The organism is Colwellia sp. M166, from assembly GCF_024585285.1.
GTDB lineage: Bacteria > Pseudomonadota > Gammaproteobacteria > Enterobacterales > Alteromonadaceae > Cognaticolwellia.
Genome location: NZ_CP040755.1, coordinates 1581274 through 1600597, shown reverse-complemented (window position 1 = coordinate 1600597; position 19324 = coordinate 1581274). Strand labels below are relative to the sequence as shown.

Here is a 19324-nt window from a genome sequence, read left to right as displayed (position 1 = left end):
TTTACTCTCGATGATAAGGATGATTGTTATTGATTGACCATGCTCGATAAAGGCTTTCAGCAACGACAATACGTACCATAGGATGCGGTAAGGTGAGTGGCGATAATGACCATTTTTGTTCGGACGCTTGAATACAAGCAGGCGCTAAACCTTCAGGGCCACCAACAAGCAGTGCAACATCACGACTATCAACATGCCAACGTTCTAGTTGTTTGGCAAGCTCAGGGGTTGTCCAAGGCTTTCCTTCCACCTCTAAGGTCACAATGCGATTACCCTTAGGAATAGCCGCTAACATTTGTTCGCCTTCTTTTTCTAGAATACGGGCAATATCGGCATTTTTGCCGCGCTTTCCAGGTGAAATTTCCACTAAATGGAAACTCATATCACGAGGGAATCTACGGCAATATTCGCTAAATCCTTGGCTGACCCATGCTGGCATTTTGTTACCAACAGCGTATAAGGTAATGCGCATTATACTTTAAACTATTCCCATAGTTGTTCTAGTTGGTAACGGTCACGAGTTTCATCAGTCATCACATGGACAACTACATCACCTAAATCAACTAAAGACCATTCGCCGACATCATTACCTTCAACACCTAAGGCTTCAATGCCAGCAGCGCGACATTCAATAGTAAGTGATTGGGCAATTGAAATAACGTGACGTTTTGAGTTACCAGAGCAAACTAACATGTAGTCAGCGAAACTCGACTTTTTAGATATCTCTAGTGTGACGATATCGCGGCCTTTCATATCTTCGATTTTTTCGGTAACAAAAGTAATTAGGTCTGAACTTTGCAAAGTGGGATCTCTATAATTAACAATAATCGGCGATAATAGCATTATTTTGTTTGTCCGTTAACAGTCTAATGCCATCAATCGCATGTTTTTTGCACAACAAGCGGTTTATTTTGCTCGCTCTATCGCTAAATCAAAGAAAATGGCACTTTTAGTATATAGTTATCAAATAGAAAAGCATAAATAATAGGATTATCGATAAAGCTTATTTTGCTCGATATAATCGTAAACTGGCTTAGGTAAATATTTGCTATAACTCGCCGAGCTTTTAATACGGGCTCTAATATTTGTCGAAGATATATCTAGCGGTGTGCTTTCATGTAATAAGATTTGCCCGACTTTTTCGCGCTGTAATTGTCTCAGGTTATAAAGCAAACGCTTTGTTAATTCTGGCGCAAGTGCCGCTTCTAGATCCGTGTGTGAATAGCCAGGGCGAATATTGACCACTAGATTGCATAAGGTGAGGATTTCTTGCCAATGTCGCCATTTTGTAAAGGTGAGTAGCGAGTCCATACCCATCATAAAATATAAAGCTGCCTTTGGTTGCGCTTTTGTTATTTCACGTAAACTATCGACTGTGTATGACGGGCTATCTCGATCAAGCTCGCGGCTATCGAGCAGCACACTTTTATTACTATCACACACCAAAGCGACCATCTCAGCACGTTGTTTTGCATTGGCATGGGTACCCGTTTTATGGGGAGGGATATGAGCCGGAATTAAATATAATTGTTCTGCGCCTAACCAGCAGGCAGTTTCTTGAGCCGGTAAAATATGACCAAGGTGGATAGGGTCGAAGGTACCGCCGAGTAGAGCGATAATCTTTGGTGCTATGCGCTTAGTTGTACTCATAATCTAAACTAAAGTTTTCACTTATTTTGTTATGAAATAAACTGATCAGTACGTCACTGAGTAAGATAAAAGCATTAAAATCGCTACTGGTTTTACTCAGTAGATCAACTTGCGCTAACCTTGCTAAAGCTTGTTCAACATTGCTTAACGTAATGTTATTCAAAGCATACTGATATACGGGTTTTTTCTTGTCCCAGATACGATATTGTTTAAAAATATTGTCGATGCTCGCCCCTTGTTCTAGTTGCGCGAGCATGGCATAAAGCTGACTGAGCTCTTTATGAATAAACCAAACTAACTGCCCTAATGCGCTGCCATCATGTTGCATTTGATCTAAAATAGCTAAGCACTTTTTTAAGTCGCCGATTAGTAAGGTATCAATCAGTTGAAAAGGGTTGAATTTAGCCTGCTTAATGACAAGTTGTTCTGCTTCTTCAAAACTAATCGTTTGTTGGCCAAACAATATTGCTAACTTTTGCAGCTCTTGTGCTAATGCTGGCAGGTTGCCTTCAAATAGCACGGCCATTAAATCAATCGCATCGCTATGTAAATTGAGCTGCAGTTGCCGTGCTTGACTATTTAGCCACTGCTTTAATTGCTTGCCTTCAACATCATATAAAGGTAGAAAACAGCCAGCAGCTTCTAATGATTTGAACCACTTGCGCTTTTGTGTTGCAGCGTCAAGTTTAGGACCATGAAATATCAGCTGTATATCTTGATGCAACAAGGTCAGTAATTGTGTTATGGCTTTTGCGCCATTATCACCAATTTTGCCATTGATAAACTCTATTTCAATAATGCGTAATGAGGAGAACAAGCTCATTGATTGGTATTCTTGAAAAAGCGTATGCCAATCAAACTTGTCGTCAATACTAAAACGGATAACTTCGTCGAAACCTTGTTTTTTAGCGGTACTTTTAATTTTTTCTAAGGCGTTATTTTTTTGCCAAGCTTCATCGCCAAACACTAACCATATCGGTTTAAAGCCTTGCTTGAGTGTATTGTCGAGTTGATTATGATAAATGCGCATTCGAATTGACTTACAGCTGAATACTAGCCATGTCACGGAGGATTTTATTAGCCGCTTCTTGACGCATTTCACGTAACATTAGCGACAGTTCACGGCTTTTTGCTAAGGCAATATCAGGATCATCTTGATAATCACGATTAAGTTCAAAGCTAAAGTTTTTCACATCTTGGCCAGGAATTAAAATTTGGTAACGTACGGTATAAATAAGCTCATATTCTGCGACTTGACCATTAGGAAAAACAGATAAAGTTCTTCGATCTAGGTTATCTTGCAAGATCCGCATTTGTGGTATGGACTTATCACTTTGTTGTACTAACTTAACATCATTAACGGTTAAGTGTTGTCTGACTAAGCGAGTGAGCTCACCATATTGGTCAACTGAGCTAAACTCCATGGTTTGCAATTCAGGTGCTAATAAATAATTGCCGCGTAGCTGAAAACCACAACCGTTTAACATCATTAATATGATGCTAAAAGATAATATTTTACTGATTTGGCGAATTATTAATGGCTTCATAACGTGTTCACTTTTTATAGGTAGAAATTCAATCAGTGCATCATTAATGCGTTTTGCACGGGTTAAGCTGCTAAGCCCTAATAAAGAGCTAAGCAGCTAAGGTCATTATTAGTTGGCAACAATATTTAGCAACTTACCAGGTACATAAATCACTTTACGTATGGTTTTTCCGTCAGTAAATTTACTGACACTTTCATCAGCAAAACCCATTGCTTCAACCGCTTCTTTTGTTGCATCGGCAGACACGGTAATTTTAGCGCGTAATTTACCATTAACTTGCACAATGATAAGTTTTTCATCTTCAACTAGCGCGCTGTCATCAACAATAGGCCAAGCCGTGTTTTCAACTGGTTTACCATCGCCAATTAAGCTCCATAAATGGTGACTCAAATGTGGCACGATAGGCGTCAGCATTAACACCAGTGCACGAATAGCTTCATGCATTACTACACGGTCTTCATTACTGTCGATACTTGCTTTAGTTAAATGGTTCATTAACTCCATAATTGCAGCAATAGCGGTATTGAAAGTATTGCGACGACCAATGTCATCACTGACTTTCGCAATGGTTTTATGCAATTCACGACGTAGTGTTTTTTGCGTTGAATTAAGTGTTAAGCCAGCAATGCTTGGCGCATCTTTTGATATTTCAGCTACCTGAGTGAAATCATAAACTAGTTTCCAGACACGTTTTAAGAATCTATGTGCGCCTTCAACACCCGAATCAGACCACTCTAACGTTTGCTCTGGTGGTGAGGTGAACATGATAAATAAACGTACAGTATCGGCGCCATAAAGCTCAATAACTTCTTGTGGATCAATACCGTTGTTTTTCGATTTTGACATTTTGCTCATACCAGCAGAGATTACTGGTAGGCCATCTAGCTTACAGGTAGCTTTAGTGACCTGGCCTTTTTCGTCGCGTTCAACATCGACATCGGTCGGCGCAATCCAATCTTGTCCGCCATTATCGGCTTCACGATAATAGGTATCAGCCAATACCATGCCTTGACATAGCAAGCTTTTAAACGGTTCATTAGACTCGACTAAGCCAACGTCACGTAATAATTTATGGAAAAAGCGTGCGTATAGTAAATGTAAAATAGCATGCTCGATACCACCAATATACTGATCAACCGGCAACCAATAATTGGCCTTCTCAGGATCAAGCATTTGTGTATCATCGTTTGGCGAACAGTAACGTGCGTAATACCACGATGATTCCATGAAAGTATCGAAAGTATCGGTTTCACGAAATGCTTCCTCGCCATTGTAAGTGGTTTTTGCCCATTCTGGGTTATCTTTGATCGGTGAAGTTACACCATCCATCACCACATCTTCAGGTAATTCAACCGGTAGTTGATCTGCAGGCACGGGTACCGATTCACCATTGGCTAAATGCATCATTGGAATAGGCGTACCCCAATAACGTTGGCGCGAAACACCCCAATCGCGTAAACGATAATTTACCGTTATTTTACCTTTACTTTCGCTGACTAATTTATCTGAAATCGCTTTAAAAGCATCGTCAAAATTTAAGCCATCGAATTCACCTGAATTGACTAACGTATTCTTTTCAATAATGGCGGCAACTGTTATATCGTCATTGTCACTGCCTGCAATTACTTGTTTAATTTCTAAACCGTATTTAGTGGCGAATTCCCAATCTCGTTGGTCATGACCAGGTACTGACATGACAGCGCCTGAGCCGTAATCCATTAAAACAAAGTTGGCTGCCCATACAGGCACCAATTCACCGCTGATTGGGTGTAGTGCTTTTAAACCGGTATCAACCCCTTCTTTTTCCATCGTTGCCATATCAGCTTCGGTAGATTTATTGGTTTTACATGCTTGGATAAAGGCGGCCAATGCGGGGTTGTTTTCAGCAGCAGCTAAAGCTAACGGATGTTGTGCAGCAAGGGCAACATAAGTCACACCCATTAAGGTATCTGGGCGAGTAGTATAAATATCAAAACTTTCAGCAGAATTGGCAACTTGGAAAGTCATCTCGACGCCTTCAGAGCGACCAATCCAGTTACGTTGCATAGTTTTAACTTGCTCAGGCCAACCGGCTAATTCGTCTAAATCGTTAATTAATTCTTCGGCATAATCAGTAATTTTAATAAACCACTGTGGAATTTCTTTACGCTCAACCAGTGCGCCTGAACGCCAACCTCTACCATCAATAACTTGTTCATTAGCTAAGACTGTTTGGTCAACCGGATCCCAATTTACGGTGGCGTTTTTCTTATACACTAAGCCTTTTTCATAAAGCTGAGTAAAGAACCATTGTTCCCAACGGTAATAATCTTTTTTACAGGTTGCTAATTCACGACTCCAGTCGTAACCAAATCCGAGTGATTTTAATTGAGTACGCATGTAGTCAATATTTTCATAAGTCCATTTAGCTGGCGCTGAATTGTTTTTTATCGCGGCATTTTCTGCTGGCAGGCCGAAAGCGTCCCAACCCATAGGTTGCATAACGTTTTTGCCCTGCATGCGTTGGTAACGAGAGATCACATCACCTAAGCTGTAATTGCGTACGTGGCCCATATGGAGACGGCCACTTGGGTATGGAAACATCGCCAAGCAATAAAACTTTTCTTTTCCAGGTTGCTCTTCAGCTTTGAAGGTATTGTTATCAGTCCAAAATTTCTGAACATCGGCTTCAATTGATTGGGGATTGTAGATGGATTCCATTAAGATTTCTCAAACACGCTAAAATAGGAGCTTAAACTGACTTAAACAACGAATTTTTACTGATAAAAGTTGTTATTTAAAGACGTAAGTCGAAGCGATAAAATAATCCCGATAGGATACCTTATCTCTTGCCACTGCGACAAGTTAAAGCAAGTTTATGCCGAATATTTTTCTTGCGAACGCTATTATCCTCGTTTACGTCAATAAATGTTCTGGCAACAGACCTTAAATAGTGGTTTTTATTACGCGATCAATTATGCTAAAACTAGTGGTATTAATTAAGGAGATATTATGAAAAAAGAACAATCTGACGTGCAAGGGGTTTATCAAAAGTTGCAAGATTGGTTAGAAAATACCAAAGATAATGAAGTGCGCTCAATCATCGAAGTTGTCGAACAAGCCAAAGCAATTTTACATGCTGCAGAACAAATTCCCGAGCAACAAGTGAAGCAGTTTATTGCTAACCTCAAATATGACTTGAGTGATTTTTATCAGCAGTATCAAGCCGACGTTAAGCATTCTGTTTACTTGGATGTACTAAATGAGAGCCTCTGGGCAAATTTAGCGCAAATCACCGATAAATCACAAGTTGAGTGGACTGAATTGATGGATGATTTTCAACATCAAGATGGCTACCATGTTGGTGACTATGTTGGCTTTGGTCAATTACAATGCCAAACGTGTCAACACTGTGTGACCTATAATCACGCTAATGTTGTCACTGAATGTATTTCTTGTGGAGGCAAAGACTTCCAACGTTTGAGTTTAACTCCTTAAAATAAATTTTTGTTATATTGTTTTTGCGGTTCGGGGTAATGTCGCTGTACACTATGATTAATGAAGCCTTATTTATTCTACTTGCTATTTAATCATAATATTAAGTTGCATTCCCGAGAGATTGTCTATGACAAATGTGTCAACAAATGTACGCCTTAAACCTTGCCAACTAACCGCAGATTTAACGGTTAAACAATTTGCCAATGCCACAGCTACAGCAGAAATAGCACAAGTATTTATTGGTCATGAAAGAGCTAAAGAAGCCTTAACCTTCGGCTTGTCGATGGAAGCGCCTGGCTTCAATGTTTATGCTATGGGTGAGCATGGTACTGGCCGTCAAAGTTTAATAAAACAAATGCTAGCTGCCACAGCAAGCCAAGAGCCAACGCCACAAGAGTGGTGTTATATCAATAACTTTGATGATCCAAACACACCACACAATATATATTTAAGTCCCGGTGATGGTAAGCAATTACTTACTCGCATGAATACTTTTATTGATGAACTCATGGATTTATTTCCTGAGATTTTCGATAACCCGGGTTACCAAAGACAAAAAGCGGCTATCGATCGTGATTTCAATAAAAAATATGATGAAGCGATCAGCGAGGTCGAAGCAACGGCATTAAAGCATGAAGTTGTGCTATATGAAGACGATGGTGAAATTGGTTTTTCGCCTCTAGTTGCCGGCAAGCCGCTTAACGATAAAGAATTTGCCGATTTAAATGAGCCAAAACGTGCCGAATTTTATACTTTATTAGCCAAGTTAGAAGAATTACTGTCTGAGAAGTTAATCGAATTACCACTATGGAAACGTATTTCTTCTGATAAATTACGTAAGTTAAAGCATGAAACTGCGGCGCAAAGCATTCAACCATTTTTACATGAATTAGAGCATGAATTTGCTAGCAATACTGGTGTGTTGAAATATCTCGAAAAAGTTAAGGCACATGTTGTTGATGCGGTGTTAGAGCTACTCGTTGATGAAAGTAGCGAAGCACCTAATGACAAAGATTTACGTAAATTAATGGTCGAGCGTTTTTTACCTAATTTATTAGTGACTCGCAAAATTGATGAAGGCGCGCCGGTTATTTATGAACAAAATCCGACCTTTCAAAATTTATTCGGTCATGTTGATTTTGGTAGTTTTCAAGGCAGTAGTTACACCAGTTATCGTTTGATCAGACCTGGGGCCTTACATAAAGCGAATGGCGGTTACATATTGCTTGAAGCGGATAAGTTATTAACTCAGCCGTTAGTGTGGGCGCGATTAAAGCTGGCGCTAAAATCACAACAAATAACTATTGAAAATCCGCATTCAGAATATGCCCAACCGGGCGCATTTAGCTTACAGCCAGAAAAAATCCCCTTGAACGTTAAAGTGATTTTGTTAGGTGATCCTGAAATTTACTATACCTTGCAAGATTATGATCAAGAATTTACTGAGCTATTTCGTGTTTTAGCTGACTTTGATCGTCACTTAGAAAAAAGCCAAAGTAACTTAAATGATTACGCTAATTTAATTCGCCAACGCGCTTACCGTAATCACTATCCTGAAGTTACTGATGAGGCGATACTGGAACTGGTTAAATACGCGCTTAGGCGTGCAGAGCATCAACATAAAATTTCAGCCAATATTGTACAAGTAAATGACTTATTAGATGAGGCCTACTACTTGTGGAAACAATCTGAAGGCAAAAATGGTTTGACTGGTAAGCATGTCACTATGGCATTGGCAGCAAAGCAACGTCGTACTGGTCGTATGAGTGAAGCTTGGTTGGAAGAAATTAAAGAGCGTCAATTATTGATTGATACTGAAGGCGGTCAGATAGGTAAAATTAACGGCCTGACAGTATTAGAGATTGGCGATAGTGTTTTCGGTACGCCTGCGCGCATATCTGCCACGGTATATGCCGGTAGCTTAGGGGTTACTGATATTGAACGTGAAGTCGATTTAGGTAAATCGATTCACTCGAAAGGCGTGTTGATTTTAACCGGTTATTTAGGTCATAAGTATGGTCAAAACTTTCCCTTAACTATCTCTGCTAATATCGCTATTGAGCAGTCATATGGTCATATCGATGGTGACAGTGCTTCGATGGCGGAGCTTTGTGCCTTAATATCTGCCATCGCTAAGTTACCCATTAACCAAGGTTTTGCGATAACAGGTTCGATGAATCAGCACGGTGAAGTGCAGTCTATCGGTGGCGTTAATGAAAAAATTGAAGGCTTTTATCGTTTATGTAAAGACAAAGGCTTAACGGGTCAACAAGGTGTTATTATCCCAAGAACTAATACCATTAATTTGATGTTAGCACCTGAGATAATACAAGCGGTAGCAGATGAGCAATTCGCTATTTATGCGGTTGATAATATTGATCAGGCGATAGAAATTTTGATGGGCCAAAGTGCCGGCGAAATTAGTCGAACCGGACGCTATCCAAGAAAATCAATTCATGGCTTAGTATTAGATAAGCTCTCCGCATTTTCAGAACTGATTAATGGCGCCGAGGAATAACCGTAAAAATTGCTTTGTTGGCAATTAATTGCACTTAAAAATAAACACGGCAAGCGCCGTGTTTATTGCTTTTCACCAAAAGTAGCATTTTAAAATGTTAATAATCGCTTAAAAAATAAGCATTATTTAAATTCTTTTCTATACTCTGCTTATCAACAATATTTTTCGTTATAACATTTTGCAACGCACACTAGCAAAAGTTGATGATGCGAATATTGATTGTTAATTTATAGGTGCTATCTCAGTAGAATTAATGAAGAGAGAAAGTTAGCGAAAGCGAAATAACAATAATAAGTAAATGCAGTGAGTTGATGTTGCCAGCAGGCAATAATGAACCCCCTATAAGGTCAGGAGTTTAACCTACCTATCAGACATTTTAATGATGTGTCTCATCTACTTAGTGATTGCTTTGCGGTGATTTTAGTAACACTGAAGTCCATTTCAGCTAACTTAGGTTTATTTTAATCGTTCAATGTTATAACCAAGACTATTGAAAACAGCTTGGCTTAGCATTGCGTGCTTGTATCGATAAGTTCGCTGTCTGTCGGTTTGTAGTTGTTTAACTATAAGTGAGGGCTTTGTGGAAACATCTGATCAAATAACCCAAGTTTGGCCAATTGCGGCTTACTTTATTATTTTGGCCGGTATGCTCATTTTTATGATGCTGCTATCACATTTTCTTGGCCCCAAAGGTAAACAACGCGCTAAAAACACCCCTTATGAGTCTGGGATAATTTCAGTTTCGGATAACAAAACCCGCTTTACCAACCACTTCTTTTTGTACGCTATTTTCTTTGTCATCTTTGATTTAGAAACTATCTATCTTTTTGCTTGGGTCATTGCCTTTGATGACGTCGGCTGGCCGGGTTTTATTGAAGCGAGTATTTTCATTACCGTATTGTTGGCGGCATTAGTTTACTTAATTCGTATTGGCGCTTTAGAGTTAACGCGTCGCCATCAACCGCATAGAGAAACTCAATTGCAGCGTATACGAGAAAGTGAAATGCAAGCTTTAGGTCAACGCCCTTATGAGCAAAATAAAGGACATCAATAATGGATTGGTCATTAACAAAAGCGAAATTAGATGACGCGATGAGTGAAATGAAGAGCGTTTCTGAAGCTGAATTAAAGCGTAATGTTTTTATGGCAAAGCTTGATGACATGGTGAATTGGGGTCGTAAAAATTCAATTTGGCCATTTAATTTTGGCTTAAGTTGCTGTTATGTCGAAATGGCAACCAGTTTTACTTCACGCCATGATATTGCGCGCTTTGGTGCCGAGGTTATACGAGCAACGCCAAGGCAAGCAGACTTAATGGTCATTTCCGGCACTTGTTTTCGCAAAATGGCACCGGTAATTCAGCACCTCTATGAGCAACTTTTAGAACCGCGTTGGATTATTTCAATGGGCTCCTGTGCTAACTCCGGAGGCATGTACGACATCTACAGTGTGGTGCAAGGCGTTGATAAGTTTATTCCTGTCGATGTTTACGTGCCAGGTTGTCCGCCGCGGCCAGAAGCGTTACTTGAAGCCCTGTTATTGTTGCAAACCAAAATAGAGCATCAGCCAAGGCCGTTAAGTTGGGTTGTCGGTGAGCAAAATGTTAGTGCGATTGGTAAACCGTCATTACGAGACATTAAGCATGGCGAACGCATTCAGGTGACGAACCTTGATTCGCCGGATCATATATAACAAACAACGGTCTTATTTGGTTGCGGCTAGCTAAATCTGGCTAACGAAGTGCGAAGAGAAATTAATACTAAAAGTGGCGAAAGTGAAGGGAAATTAATGGTGACTCAGGTAAATATTAATGCGAGTAACGATTGGCAGATGCTGCAAGCTGTACCTTTGCTTGATGAAATTACGGCCCTATCACCAACGCTTAATTTACAAGCTGTGAGCGCAGTCGAAAACATTGTTGATGATATACCTTCTTATTGGTTAGATAAAAGTCAGTTAATTAAGTTGATGCAAGTACTAAAGCATGACTTAGCTCAGCCGTTTGATATGTGTTTTGATATCACTGCCATTGATGAAAGCGAACGGCAACATCAATCGTCATTATCACAAGCTTTTACGGTCAGTTACCATTTACGCTCTTATCAACGTAATCAAGATATTCGCATTAAAGTTGCCCTCACAAGTACAGATAAACGTTTAGAGAGTGTTTGCCGATTTTGGTCAAATGCTAATTGGTATGAACGAGAAGTTTGGGACATGTTCGGTATTGTTTTTCAAAATCATCCTTATTTAACGCGTATTTTAATGCCGAATACTTGGCAAGGGCATCCGTTACTTAAAACTCATCCCGCACGTGCGACTGAAATGGACCCGTTTATATTACCACCTGACCAACAAGATAAAGAGCAAGCGGCGTTGCAGTTTAACCCTGAAGCGTGGGGCATGAAGCGCCAAAGCAAAGATAGCGACTTTATGTTCTTAAATCTTGGTCCTAATCATCCGAGTGTGCATGGTGCTTTTCGTATTGTTTTACAAATGGAGGGGGAAGAAATTGTTGATTGCGTACCCGATATTGGTTACCACCATCGCGGCGCAGAAAAAATGGGTGAGCGGCAATCATGGCATAGTTACATTCCTTATACCGACCGTATTGACTACCTTGGCGGCGTGATGAATAACTTTCCGTATGTGATGGCAGTTGAAAAACTTGCTGGCATTACGGTACCCGATCGAGCAAAAGTTATTCGTATTATGACCGCTGAAATGTTTCGCATTCTGAGTCATTTGTTATTTTACGGCACTTTTGCACAAGATATTGGCGCACTTTCACCTATTTTTTACATGTTTATCGACCGAGAAAAACTCTTTGGCATTATTGAAGCGTTTACGGGCGCTCGTATGCATCCGAGTTGGTTCCGTATTGGTGGTGTGGCACAAGACTTACCGAAAGGTTGGCAAGGGTTGGTACGTGATTATGTGAACTACCTACCTAAGCGTCTTGATGAATATGAAAAAATGGTTATGCAAAACTCAATTTTAAAGCAACGGACCGTCGGCATTGGTGCTTACTCAGCACAAGAGGCTATTGATTGGGGTATAACAGGTCCTGGATTACGAGCAACTGGTTATTCATGGGATTTACGTAAGCAACGTCCTTATGGTGGTTACGACCAATTTGATTTTGAAGTACCGCTTGGTCATAACGGTGATTGCTATGATCGCTGTCGGGTGCGGGTAGAAGAAATGCGTCAGAGTATTCGTATTATTGAGCAGTGCCTCAACAATATGCCTGAAGGACCCTATAAAGCCGATCATCCACAAACAACCCCACCGGTAAAAGACCGAACCATGCGCGATATTGATACCTTAATACCGCATTTTCTTAATGTTTCATGGGGGCCTGTGATACCGGCCGGTGAAGTCTCCGTCAGTGTCGAAGCAACGAAAGGCATAATGGCATATCACTTAATTAGCGATGGCAGCACCATGAGTTATCGTACCCGCATTCGCACCCCCAGTTTTGCGCACTTACAAATGCTGCCGTTAATTAGTAAAGGCCAAATGGTGGCTGATCTTATCGCAACTTTGGGCAGTGTTGATTATGTGATGGCGGATGTAGATCGGTAGTGATAGTAGCAATTCGCAATAGCGAACAATAAGGTTTAGTAGAAGAAAACGATTAATGTCAGACAATTTATCTTAATGGCTTATAGCAAATAAAGAGATAGTTATGGAATCAATCGATATTTTGACAATGGATTATCAACAGTATCTAACTGCAACTGAAATTGCTGCGATAGAGCATGAGGCCAGTATTATGGAAACACGTGAAGCGGCTGGCATTGAAGCACTTAAAGTTGTGCAAGAGCATCGCGGTTGGGTTAGTGATGAAAGTTTATTTGCCATTAGTGACTTGTTAGCCGTGCCAGTTGCTCAGCTTGAAGGTGTAGCGACTTTCTACAACTTAATTTACCGACAACCGGTTGGTCAACATGTTATCCATTTATGCGACAGTATTGCCTGTCACCTTACCGGGCTAGATGCTGTACTTAGCGCCATTAAGCAATATTTAAATATTGATTACGGCCAGACAACTAAAGATGGCAAGTTCACCTTACTGTCAAACGCCTGTTTGGGCAGTTGTGATAAAGCACCGGCAATGATGATAGGGACAGTACATTATCAGCATTTAACACCAGAAAGCGCCGTTGAGCTTTTACAGCAACTGGCATTGAAAGGAGAGCTTGATGACTGAACAGATAGCAAATAATAGCGTCAAGCCTTTAACCCAGTGGGTAAACTTGCAACAACCATTAGCATTTGCTGATTATTGTCAAGCGGGTGGTTATCAAGGTGCAAAAGTAGCGTTGCAACATTCGCCAAACGAGGTATTGGAAATTGTTAAAAACTCCGGTTTAAAAGGCCGAGGTGGCGCTGGTTTCCCCACCGGTATGAAGTGGAGCTTTGTACCTATGTTTGATGATGGTGATGAAGATGCACCCGACAATAAGTATTTAGTTGCTAATGCCGATGAAATGGAGCCGGGCACATTTAAAGACAGGTTATTACTCGAAGGGGCACCACATCAGTTAATTGAGGCAATGATTATCGCGGCCTACACCATAGGTGCGAATAAAGCCTATATTTTCCTGCGAGGTGAATATCATTTAGCAGCAAAACGTTTACAACAGGCTATTGATCAAGCCTTCCAAAATAATTGGCTAGGTGAAAAAATACAGGGTAGTGCATTTTCAATGGATTTATATGTCCATTGCAGTGCGGGTCGATATATTTGTGGCGAGGAAACCGCGTTAATCAATGCCTTGGAAGGCAAGCGTGCAACGCCTAGAGCGAAGCCGCCATTTCCACAAGTCAGTGGTTTATTTGGCAAACCTACCATCGTCAATAATGTTGAGACTTTGTGTAATTTACCGCACATCTTAAAAAATGGTATCGCATGGTTTCAAGGCATTGCGCCAAATAGCGATGCTGGCAGTAAAATTTATGGCGCTTGTGGACGTGTAAAGAATCCGGGTTTATGGGAATTACCGATGGGAGTAACGTTACGAGAAGTGCTCTATCAACATGCCGGCGGCATGCAAGATGGTTTGCAATTTAGAGGTTTGTTACCCGGTGGCGCGTCAACCGATTTTCTTGTGGCCGAGCATTTAGATACCCCGATGGATTATGACTCTATTGCCAAAGTGGGCAGCCGTTTAGGGACCGGTGGTTTGATTGTGCTGGATGATAAAAATTGTCCGGTCGCTATGGTACTTAATTTGCTGCGCTTTTTTGCTCAAGAATCATGTGGCTGGTGCACGCCATGTCGAGACGGCACGCCTTGGGCCGTTGAGGTGCTAGCGCGTATCGAACACGGGCAAGGAAAAATCGCAGATTTAGACACCTTAGCTAAGCTGTGTGACTTTATGTGGATAGGAAAAACTCATTGTGCATTAGCACCTGGCGCAGTAGAGCCATTAAGAAGTGCTTTAAAATATTTCCATGACGACTTTTTACAGCATATTGAACACGGGTGTTGCCATTATAATCCAGCCTCTTTAGCTAAACGTACACAGGTATCTGAAAGTAAAACTAAGCAAAGTGTCGCTGCTAACCCAACTATGGCGGGGCAGTAATATGAATGAAGATCAAGTCACCATTTTTATTGATGATGTGCCTTACAAAGTGAGCACAAAAGATAACTTGTTATCTGGCGTGTTATCACAAAAATTAAATTTGCCTTATTTTTGCTGGCATCCTTCTATGGGATCAGTTGGCGCCTGTCGGCAATGTGCCGTCATGCAATTTCAAGATGAAACTGATCAACGAGGTCGCATGGTAATGGCGTGTACTACACCGGTAACCGACGGTATGCGCATTAGTATTAAACATCCTGAAGCCAGTGAATTTCGTGAGCAAGTTATTGCTGCCATGATGACAAATCATCCGCACGATTGTCCGGTTTGCGCTGAAGGGGGCGAATGTCATTTACAAGATATGACGGTCATGACCGGCCATAGCGTACGTGAATATCAGGGCAGCAAACGCACTTTTACTAATCAATATTTAGGTGAGCTAGTCGGTCACGAAATGAACCGCTGTATCACCTGTTATCGTTGTACGCGTTTTTATAATGATTATGCCGGCGGTAAAGATTTTGGCGTTTATGGCTCAAAAAACCAAGTGTATTTCGGTCGCCAATCTGATGGTGCGTTAGAGAGTGAATTCAGTGGTAACTTAGTTGAAGTGTGCCCAACAGGGGTATTTACCCATAAGGTTTTTTCATCGCACTATACCCGAAAATGGGATCTGCAATCAGCACCTTCTATTTGTAGTCATTGCTCGGTGGGTTGTAATGTCAGTATTGGCGAACGTTATGGCTCAGTACGGCGAGTAATGAATCGATATGATGCTGATATTAATGGCTATTTTCTTTGCGATAGAGGACGCTTTGGTATTGGCTTTGTTAATGGTGAACAACGTATAAAGCAAGTCAAAGGTATTACACAACAGTCGCCATTGGCATTAAGCAAGTTAGATGTTGCTAAAGCCTTGTCGCACTTTAGAAAGAAACATTTTATTGGTATTGGTTCCGCTCGTGCGTCGTTAGAAGCGAATTTTTATTTAAAGAATATTGTCGGTGCTGAGCATTTCAGCCCCGGCTACCTTGACGATGAAATGAAAACGGTGGCACAGCATGCGCAACTATTGGCATCAAATGCAGCGCCAAGTTTAACGGAAATTGAAGGCAGTGATTTTATTTTTGTGATTGGCGAAGATATCACTCAAACCGCACCAAGAATGGCGCTATCGGTACGACAAGCACTGCGTAATGCTGCTAATGCAAAAGCCGCGAAAATTGGCATCCCCTCATGGCAAGACAGTGCGGTAAGAACCGCTGGCGGAAAGTTACTTTCACCGCTTTTTTTATTGCAAAGCACCACCACTAAGCTCGACGATGTTGCCGAGCAAACTTTACTATTATCGGTGGCAGAGATATCAAATTGTTTAGCCACACTGGTCAAGCTTATTAAATCTTGTGTTATAGAAAATGCTAGTGACGTTAAGCAACAGCTAACTGATTTAGCTCAGCAAGGTCAGCTCAGCTCTGTTGAGCAAAAATTTATTTTCTCAGTTTATCAAGGTTTACATAAAGCCAAACAGCCATTAATTATTTCTGGCACGAGTTTAGTTTGTGCTGAAATGTTGAGTCAAATTGATAGTCTGATGCAGGTATTTAAACAACAAAATAAGATGAAGCCTCCCGCGTTGATTATTATACCGCCAAGTAGTAATAGCGTTGGCTTACTGTCGATTTTAGATGAAAAATCATTATCGATAGAGCAAGTATTGTCACAATTGGCTGAGCAAAATAACCGCTATCAAGGGGTGATATTACTTGAACAAGCGCTGGAAAAACTGTCCGAAAATCAAGTTAGGCAATTGCGAGATTCAAGCAAAACATTGATTGTGCTTGATCACACCCAGCATCGACTCTCAATGCTTGCCGATATAGTGCTACCGGTTGCTGCGGTGAGTGAAGGTGATGGACATTATGTTAATTACCAAGGTCGAGCACAACAATTTTTTCAAGTGCATGCACCGGTATTGCCAATACAAGAAAGTTGGCGTTGGTTAGATATTATTGCTGATATTATTGGCATAAAACCCGTCAGTGCCGCGTCCGAAAATCAGACCCTTCATACGAATATAGTTGCTATTAAAAAAAGCTCCTGTGAATCATTAATGCAGGTGCAGCAGTTTTTTTCTGACCACTTTGCTCAATGGCCTAACCTTATAAAGGCAAAAAGTATTAATCCTGACGACAAGGCGATTGCAAGAATGCCTCACCGAGCTAGCGGGCGCACGGCTCAAATGGCGAATATCAGTGTACATGAAGCAAAAACTACCCAGAAGATTGATGATGATTATACTTTTTCGATGGAAGGCCAGTCGGTTAATAAAAGTGCTGACATGCCTTTTACGTGGGCACCAGGTTGGAATTCAAATCAGTCAATTGGGCAATTTCAAAGGCAAATTAATGGTGAGTTAATAGCGCAAAAATCAGCGCTGTTTATATCTATTTCCAGTGCGATAACCAACAACCTTTGTTGGCAATTGACTGAAGCAGATAGCCGTAATGTTAAAGACAGTCAATCACTCAGCTCTCTTACTTATGTACAACTAGAAAGTATCTATTTCAGTGAGTGGCAAGCAACCCAAACGCCTGAATTTCAAATGTTGCGGTCAAGTAATCAACTATCGATTAATACTGAAACTGCTGAGAAATTTGGCGTTAAAAAAGGCCAATGGTGCAAAGTCGTTTTTTCCGCAACTAATGACAAAAAGCAATTAACCAGTCAAAGCGTGATTAGCCAAATTCGTATCGTTAATCATTTACCTAGCACATTAGCTTTCGGTAACTTCTCGCTCTGTCAGTCCTTAAATCATCAATTAGAAATGACAATTTCTTTAGCGTGTGACCAAGAAGTCACGGATTATCTTGCGCTATATAACGAGCGCTTAATCGCTGCAAAAAATAGCAAGAATAAGGTTCTCGAGAGATTAAAGCTTAACGATCAAACCATTCCTATTCGGTTGATGTCTGGAGGGTTAGATGATGGTTGAAATGCTGTGGAAATTAGTTGAAATCACCATCATTATCGCGTTACTTATTCCGATTGCGGCGATGTTGGTATGGGTTGAACGGCGAGTAATAGGTATCTGGCAAGACCGCTGCGGCCCTAATAGAGTCGGCCCTTTTGGCGTTTTACAGTCATTGGCTGATTTGCTGAAAATTCTGGGTAAAGAGGATTGGATCCCACCATTTAGTGACCGTTTAGTTTTCGTTTTAGCGCCGGTTATTGGTGCTATGTGTGTGCTGATGAGTTTTGCGGTGGTGCCATTTTCGCCCAGTATTGGCGTTTCTGATTTAAATATCGGTTTGTTATTTTTTCTTGCTATGGCGTCCTTGGCTGTTTATAGCGTTGTGCTCGCCGGTTGGGCATCAAATTCTAAATATGCCTTATTAGGGGGTATGCGTGCGGCGGCACAAACGGTGAGTTATGAAGTCTTTATGGGCTTGTCAGTGATGGGTGTCGTGCTACTGACGGGCAGCTTTAACTTACGTGAAATTGTGTTAGCACAAGCCGATGGTTGGTTAATTCAATCACAATTTATTGGCTTCTTTATTTTCTTAGTTGCCGGTATTGCTGAAAGCCATCGGCTACCTTTTGATTTGCCGGAAGCTGAAACCGAGCTTACTGCTGGCTTTCATACTGAATATTCTGGGCTGAAATTTGCCTTATTCTTTTTAGGCGAGTATTTAGGCGTAACGCTTATTTCTGCAATGTCAGTGGTGCTATTTTTTGGCGGTTGGTTGATGCCTGAACCGCTAGCATCTTGGCTACCTCCTTTACTGTGGTTTATTATTAAAATTATGTTTTTTGTGCTGTTTTTTATTCTTTTAAGAACTTCACTTCCTCGGCCACGGTTTGACCAATTATTAAAATTTGGTTGGGTGGTGATGTTGCCGTTAGCATTATTGAATCTTTTGGTTACCGCGGTACTGCGTTTAACAGGGGTGTTATAACAATGAATCATTATCCGCTAGTTATTACTGAAAAAGTTAATGCCAACGGAGGCTCTGATGCTTAGTCAACTTCGTACTATGTGGTTGGTACTTAAACATACCTTTACTAAGGCTGATACGGTTCAATATCCAGAGCAAAAGCCTTATTTAGCGCCGAGATATCGAGGACGGATTGTACTGACTCGAGATCCTGATGGTCAAGAACGCTGCGTGGCGTGTAATCTTTGTGCTGTTGCTTGTCCGGTTGATTGTATTGCGTTGCAACAGATAGTTGATGACGATGGTCGCAAGCGTGCTGATTTTTTTCGTATTAACTTTTCACGTTGTATTTTATGTGGTTTTTGTGAGGAGGCTTGTCCTACCTACGCAATTCAATTAACGCCAGATGTGGAGTTAGCCGAATACGATAGACAAAATTTAGTTTATGAAAAACAACATTTACTCATCAATGGTCCCGGTAAATATCCTGATTATAGTTTTTACCAACAATCAGGTGTCGCCATTGCAGGTAAAGGCAAAGGGCAAGGGGAGCAAGAACGCCCGCCGATTGATATTAAAGGCTTAATGCCATGAACCTCG

16 protein-coding genes are annotated in these 19324 nt (G+C 40.9%); 10 read left to right on the top strand and 6 right to left on the bottom strand.

Going from position 1 to position 19324, the window contains the following annotated elements:
- Position 1 precedes the first annotated feature (1 nt).
- From rlmH to leuS, 6 genes are all read right to left on the bottom strand, one after another.
- Positions 2-472 (bottom strand): 23S rRNA (pseudouridine(1915)-N(3))-methyltransferase RlmH, encoded by a 471-nt coding sequence (gene rlmH, locus FGD67_RS07255; RefSeq protein WP_077285809.1) that lies wholly within the window; start codon positions 470-472, stop codon positions 2-4.
- Positions 473-483: 11 nt separating this feature from the next.
- Entirely contained in the window at positions 484-801 is a 318-nt protein-coding gene (gene rsfS, locus FGD67_RS07250) for a ribosome silencing factor (RefSeq protein WP_257175084.1), read from the bottom strand.
- 189 nt (positions 802-990) lie between these two features.
- A complete protein-coding gene (gene nadD / locus FGD67_RS07245) occupies positions 991-1650 on the bottom strand; it encodes a nicotinate-nucleotide adenylyltransferase (RefSeq protein ID WP_257174373.1) in 660 nt (219 codons plus the stop codon).
- Positions 1637-2680, bottom strand: coding sequence for a DNA polymerase III subunit delta (holA, locus tag FGD67_RS07240; protein WP_257174372.1), 1044 nt, complete (start codon positions 2678-2680; stop codon positions 1637-1639). Before holA ends, nadD begins: the two co-directional genes overlap by 14 nt.
- Before the next feature lie 10 nt (positions 2681-2690).
- Positions 2691-3197, bottom strand: a complete 507-nt coding sequence (gene lptE / locus FGD67_RS07235; RefSeq protein ID WP_257174371.1) for an LPS assembly lipoprotein LptE — start codon at positions 3195-3197, stop codon at positions 2691-2693.
- Positions 3198-3305: 108 nt separating this feature from the next.
- Positions 3306-5897 (bottom strand): leucine--tRNA ligase, encoded by a 2592-nt coding sequence (gene leuS, locus FGD67_RS07230; RefSeq protein WP_257174370.1) that lies wholly within the window; start codon positions 5895-5897, stop codon positions 3306-3308.
- 291 nt (positions 5898-6188) lie between these two features.
- Here leuS and FGD67_RS07225 point away from each other — a divergent pair, with 291 nt between their 5' ends.
- The 10 genes from FGD67_RS07225 (at position 6189) to nuoI (ending at position 19318) form a co-directional block, all read left to right on the top strand.
- Positions 6189-6674 (top strand): zinc ribbon-containing protein, encoded by a 486-nt coding sequence (locus FGD67_RS07225; RefSeq protein WP_257174369.1) that lies wholly within the window; start codon positions 6189-6191, stop codon positions 6672-6674.
- Between the two features lie 127 nt (positions 6675-6801).
- Positions 6802-9192, top strand: coding sequence for a Lon protease family protein (locus FGD67_RS07220; protein WP_257174368.1), 2391 nt, complete (start codon positions 6802-6804; stop codon positions 9190-9192).
- 580 nt (positions 9193-9772) lie between these two features.
- The gene (gene ndhC, locus FGD67_RS07215; protein ID WP_257174367.1) at positions 9773-10246 is read left to right on the top strand and encodes an NADH-quinone oxidoreductase subunit A; all 474 of its coding nucleotides are present in this window, start codon (positions 9773-9775) and stop codon (positions 10244-10246) included.
- A gap of 47 nt (positions 10247-10293) precedes the next feature.
- Positions 10294-10884 (top strand): NADH-quinone oxidoreductase subunit B family protein, encoded by a 591-nt coding sequence (locus tag FGD67_RS07210; protein WP_373567881.1) that lies wholly within the window; start codon positions 10294-10296, stop codon positions 10882-10884.
- 138 nt (positions 10885-11022) lie between these two features.
- Positions 11023-12780 carry an NADH-quinone oxidoreductase subunit C/D gene (nuoC, locus tag FGD67_RS07205; protein ID WP_373567880.1) on the top strand — a complete coding sequence of 586 codons (1758 nt, stop codon included), beginning with the start codon at positions 11023-11025 and terminating at the stop codon, positions 12778-12780.
- 103 nt (positions 12781-12883) lie between these two features.
- Positions 12884-13408, top strand: coding sequence for an NADH-quinone oxidoreductase subunit NuoE (gene nuoE / locus FGD67_RS07200; protein ID WP_257174364.1), 525 nt, complete (start codon positions 12884-12886; stop codon positions 13406-13408).
- A complete protein-coding gene (gene nuoF / locus FGD67_RS07195; RefSeq protein ID WP_257174363.1) occupies positions 13401-14789 on the top strand; it encodes an NADH-quinone oxidoreductase subunit NuoF in 1389 nt (462 codons plus the stop codon). The genes nuoE and nuoF overlap by 8 nt, the downstream gene beginning before the upstream one ends.
- A gap of 1 nt (position 14790) precedes the next feature.
- Complete coding sequence (nuoG, locus tag FGD67_RS07190; protein ID WP_257174362.1) at positions 14791-17781, top strand: NADH-quinone oxidoreductase subunit NuoG; 2991 nt, start codon at positions 14791-14793, stop codon at positions 17779-17781.
- Positions 17774-18745, top strand: a complete 972-nt coding sequence (gene nuoH, locus FGD67_RS07185; RefSeq protein ID WP_257175083.1) for an NADH-quinone oxidoreductase subunit NuoH — start codon at positions 17774-17776, stop codon at positions 18743-18745. The genes nuoG and nuoH overlap by 8 nt, the downstream gene beginning before the upstream one ends.
- 57 nt (positions 18746-18802) lie before the next feature.
- Complete coding sequence (nuoI, locus tag FGD67_RS07180; protein ID WP_373567859.1) at positions 18803-19318, top strand: NADH-quinone oxidoreductase subunit NuoI; 516 nt, start codon at positions 18803-18805, stop codon at positions 19316-19318.
- Positions 19319-19324: the final 6 nt, after the last annotated feature.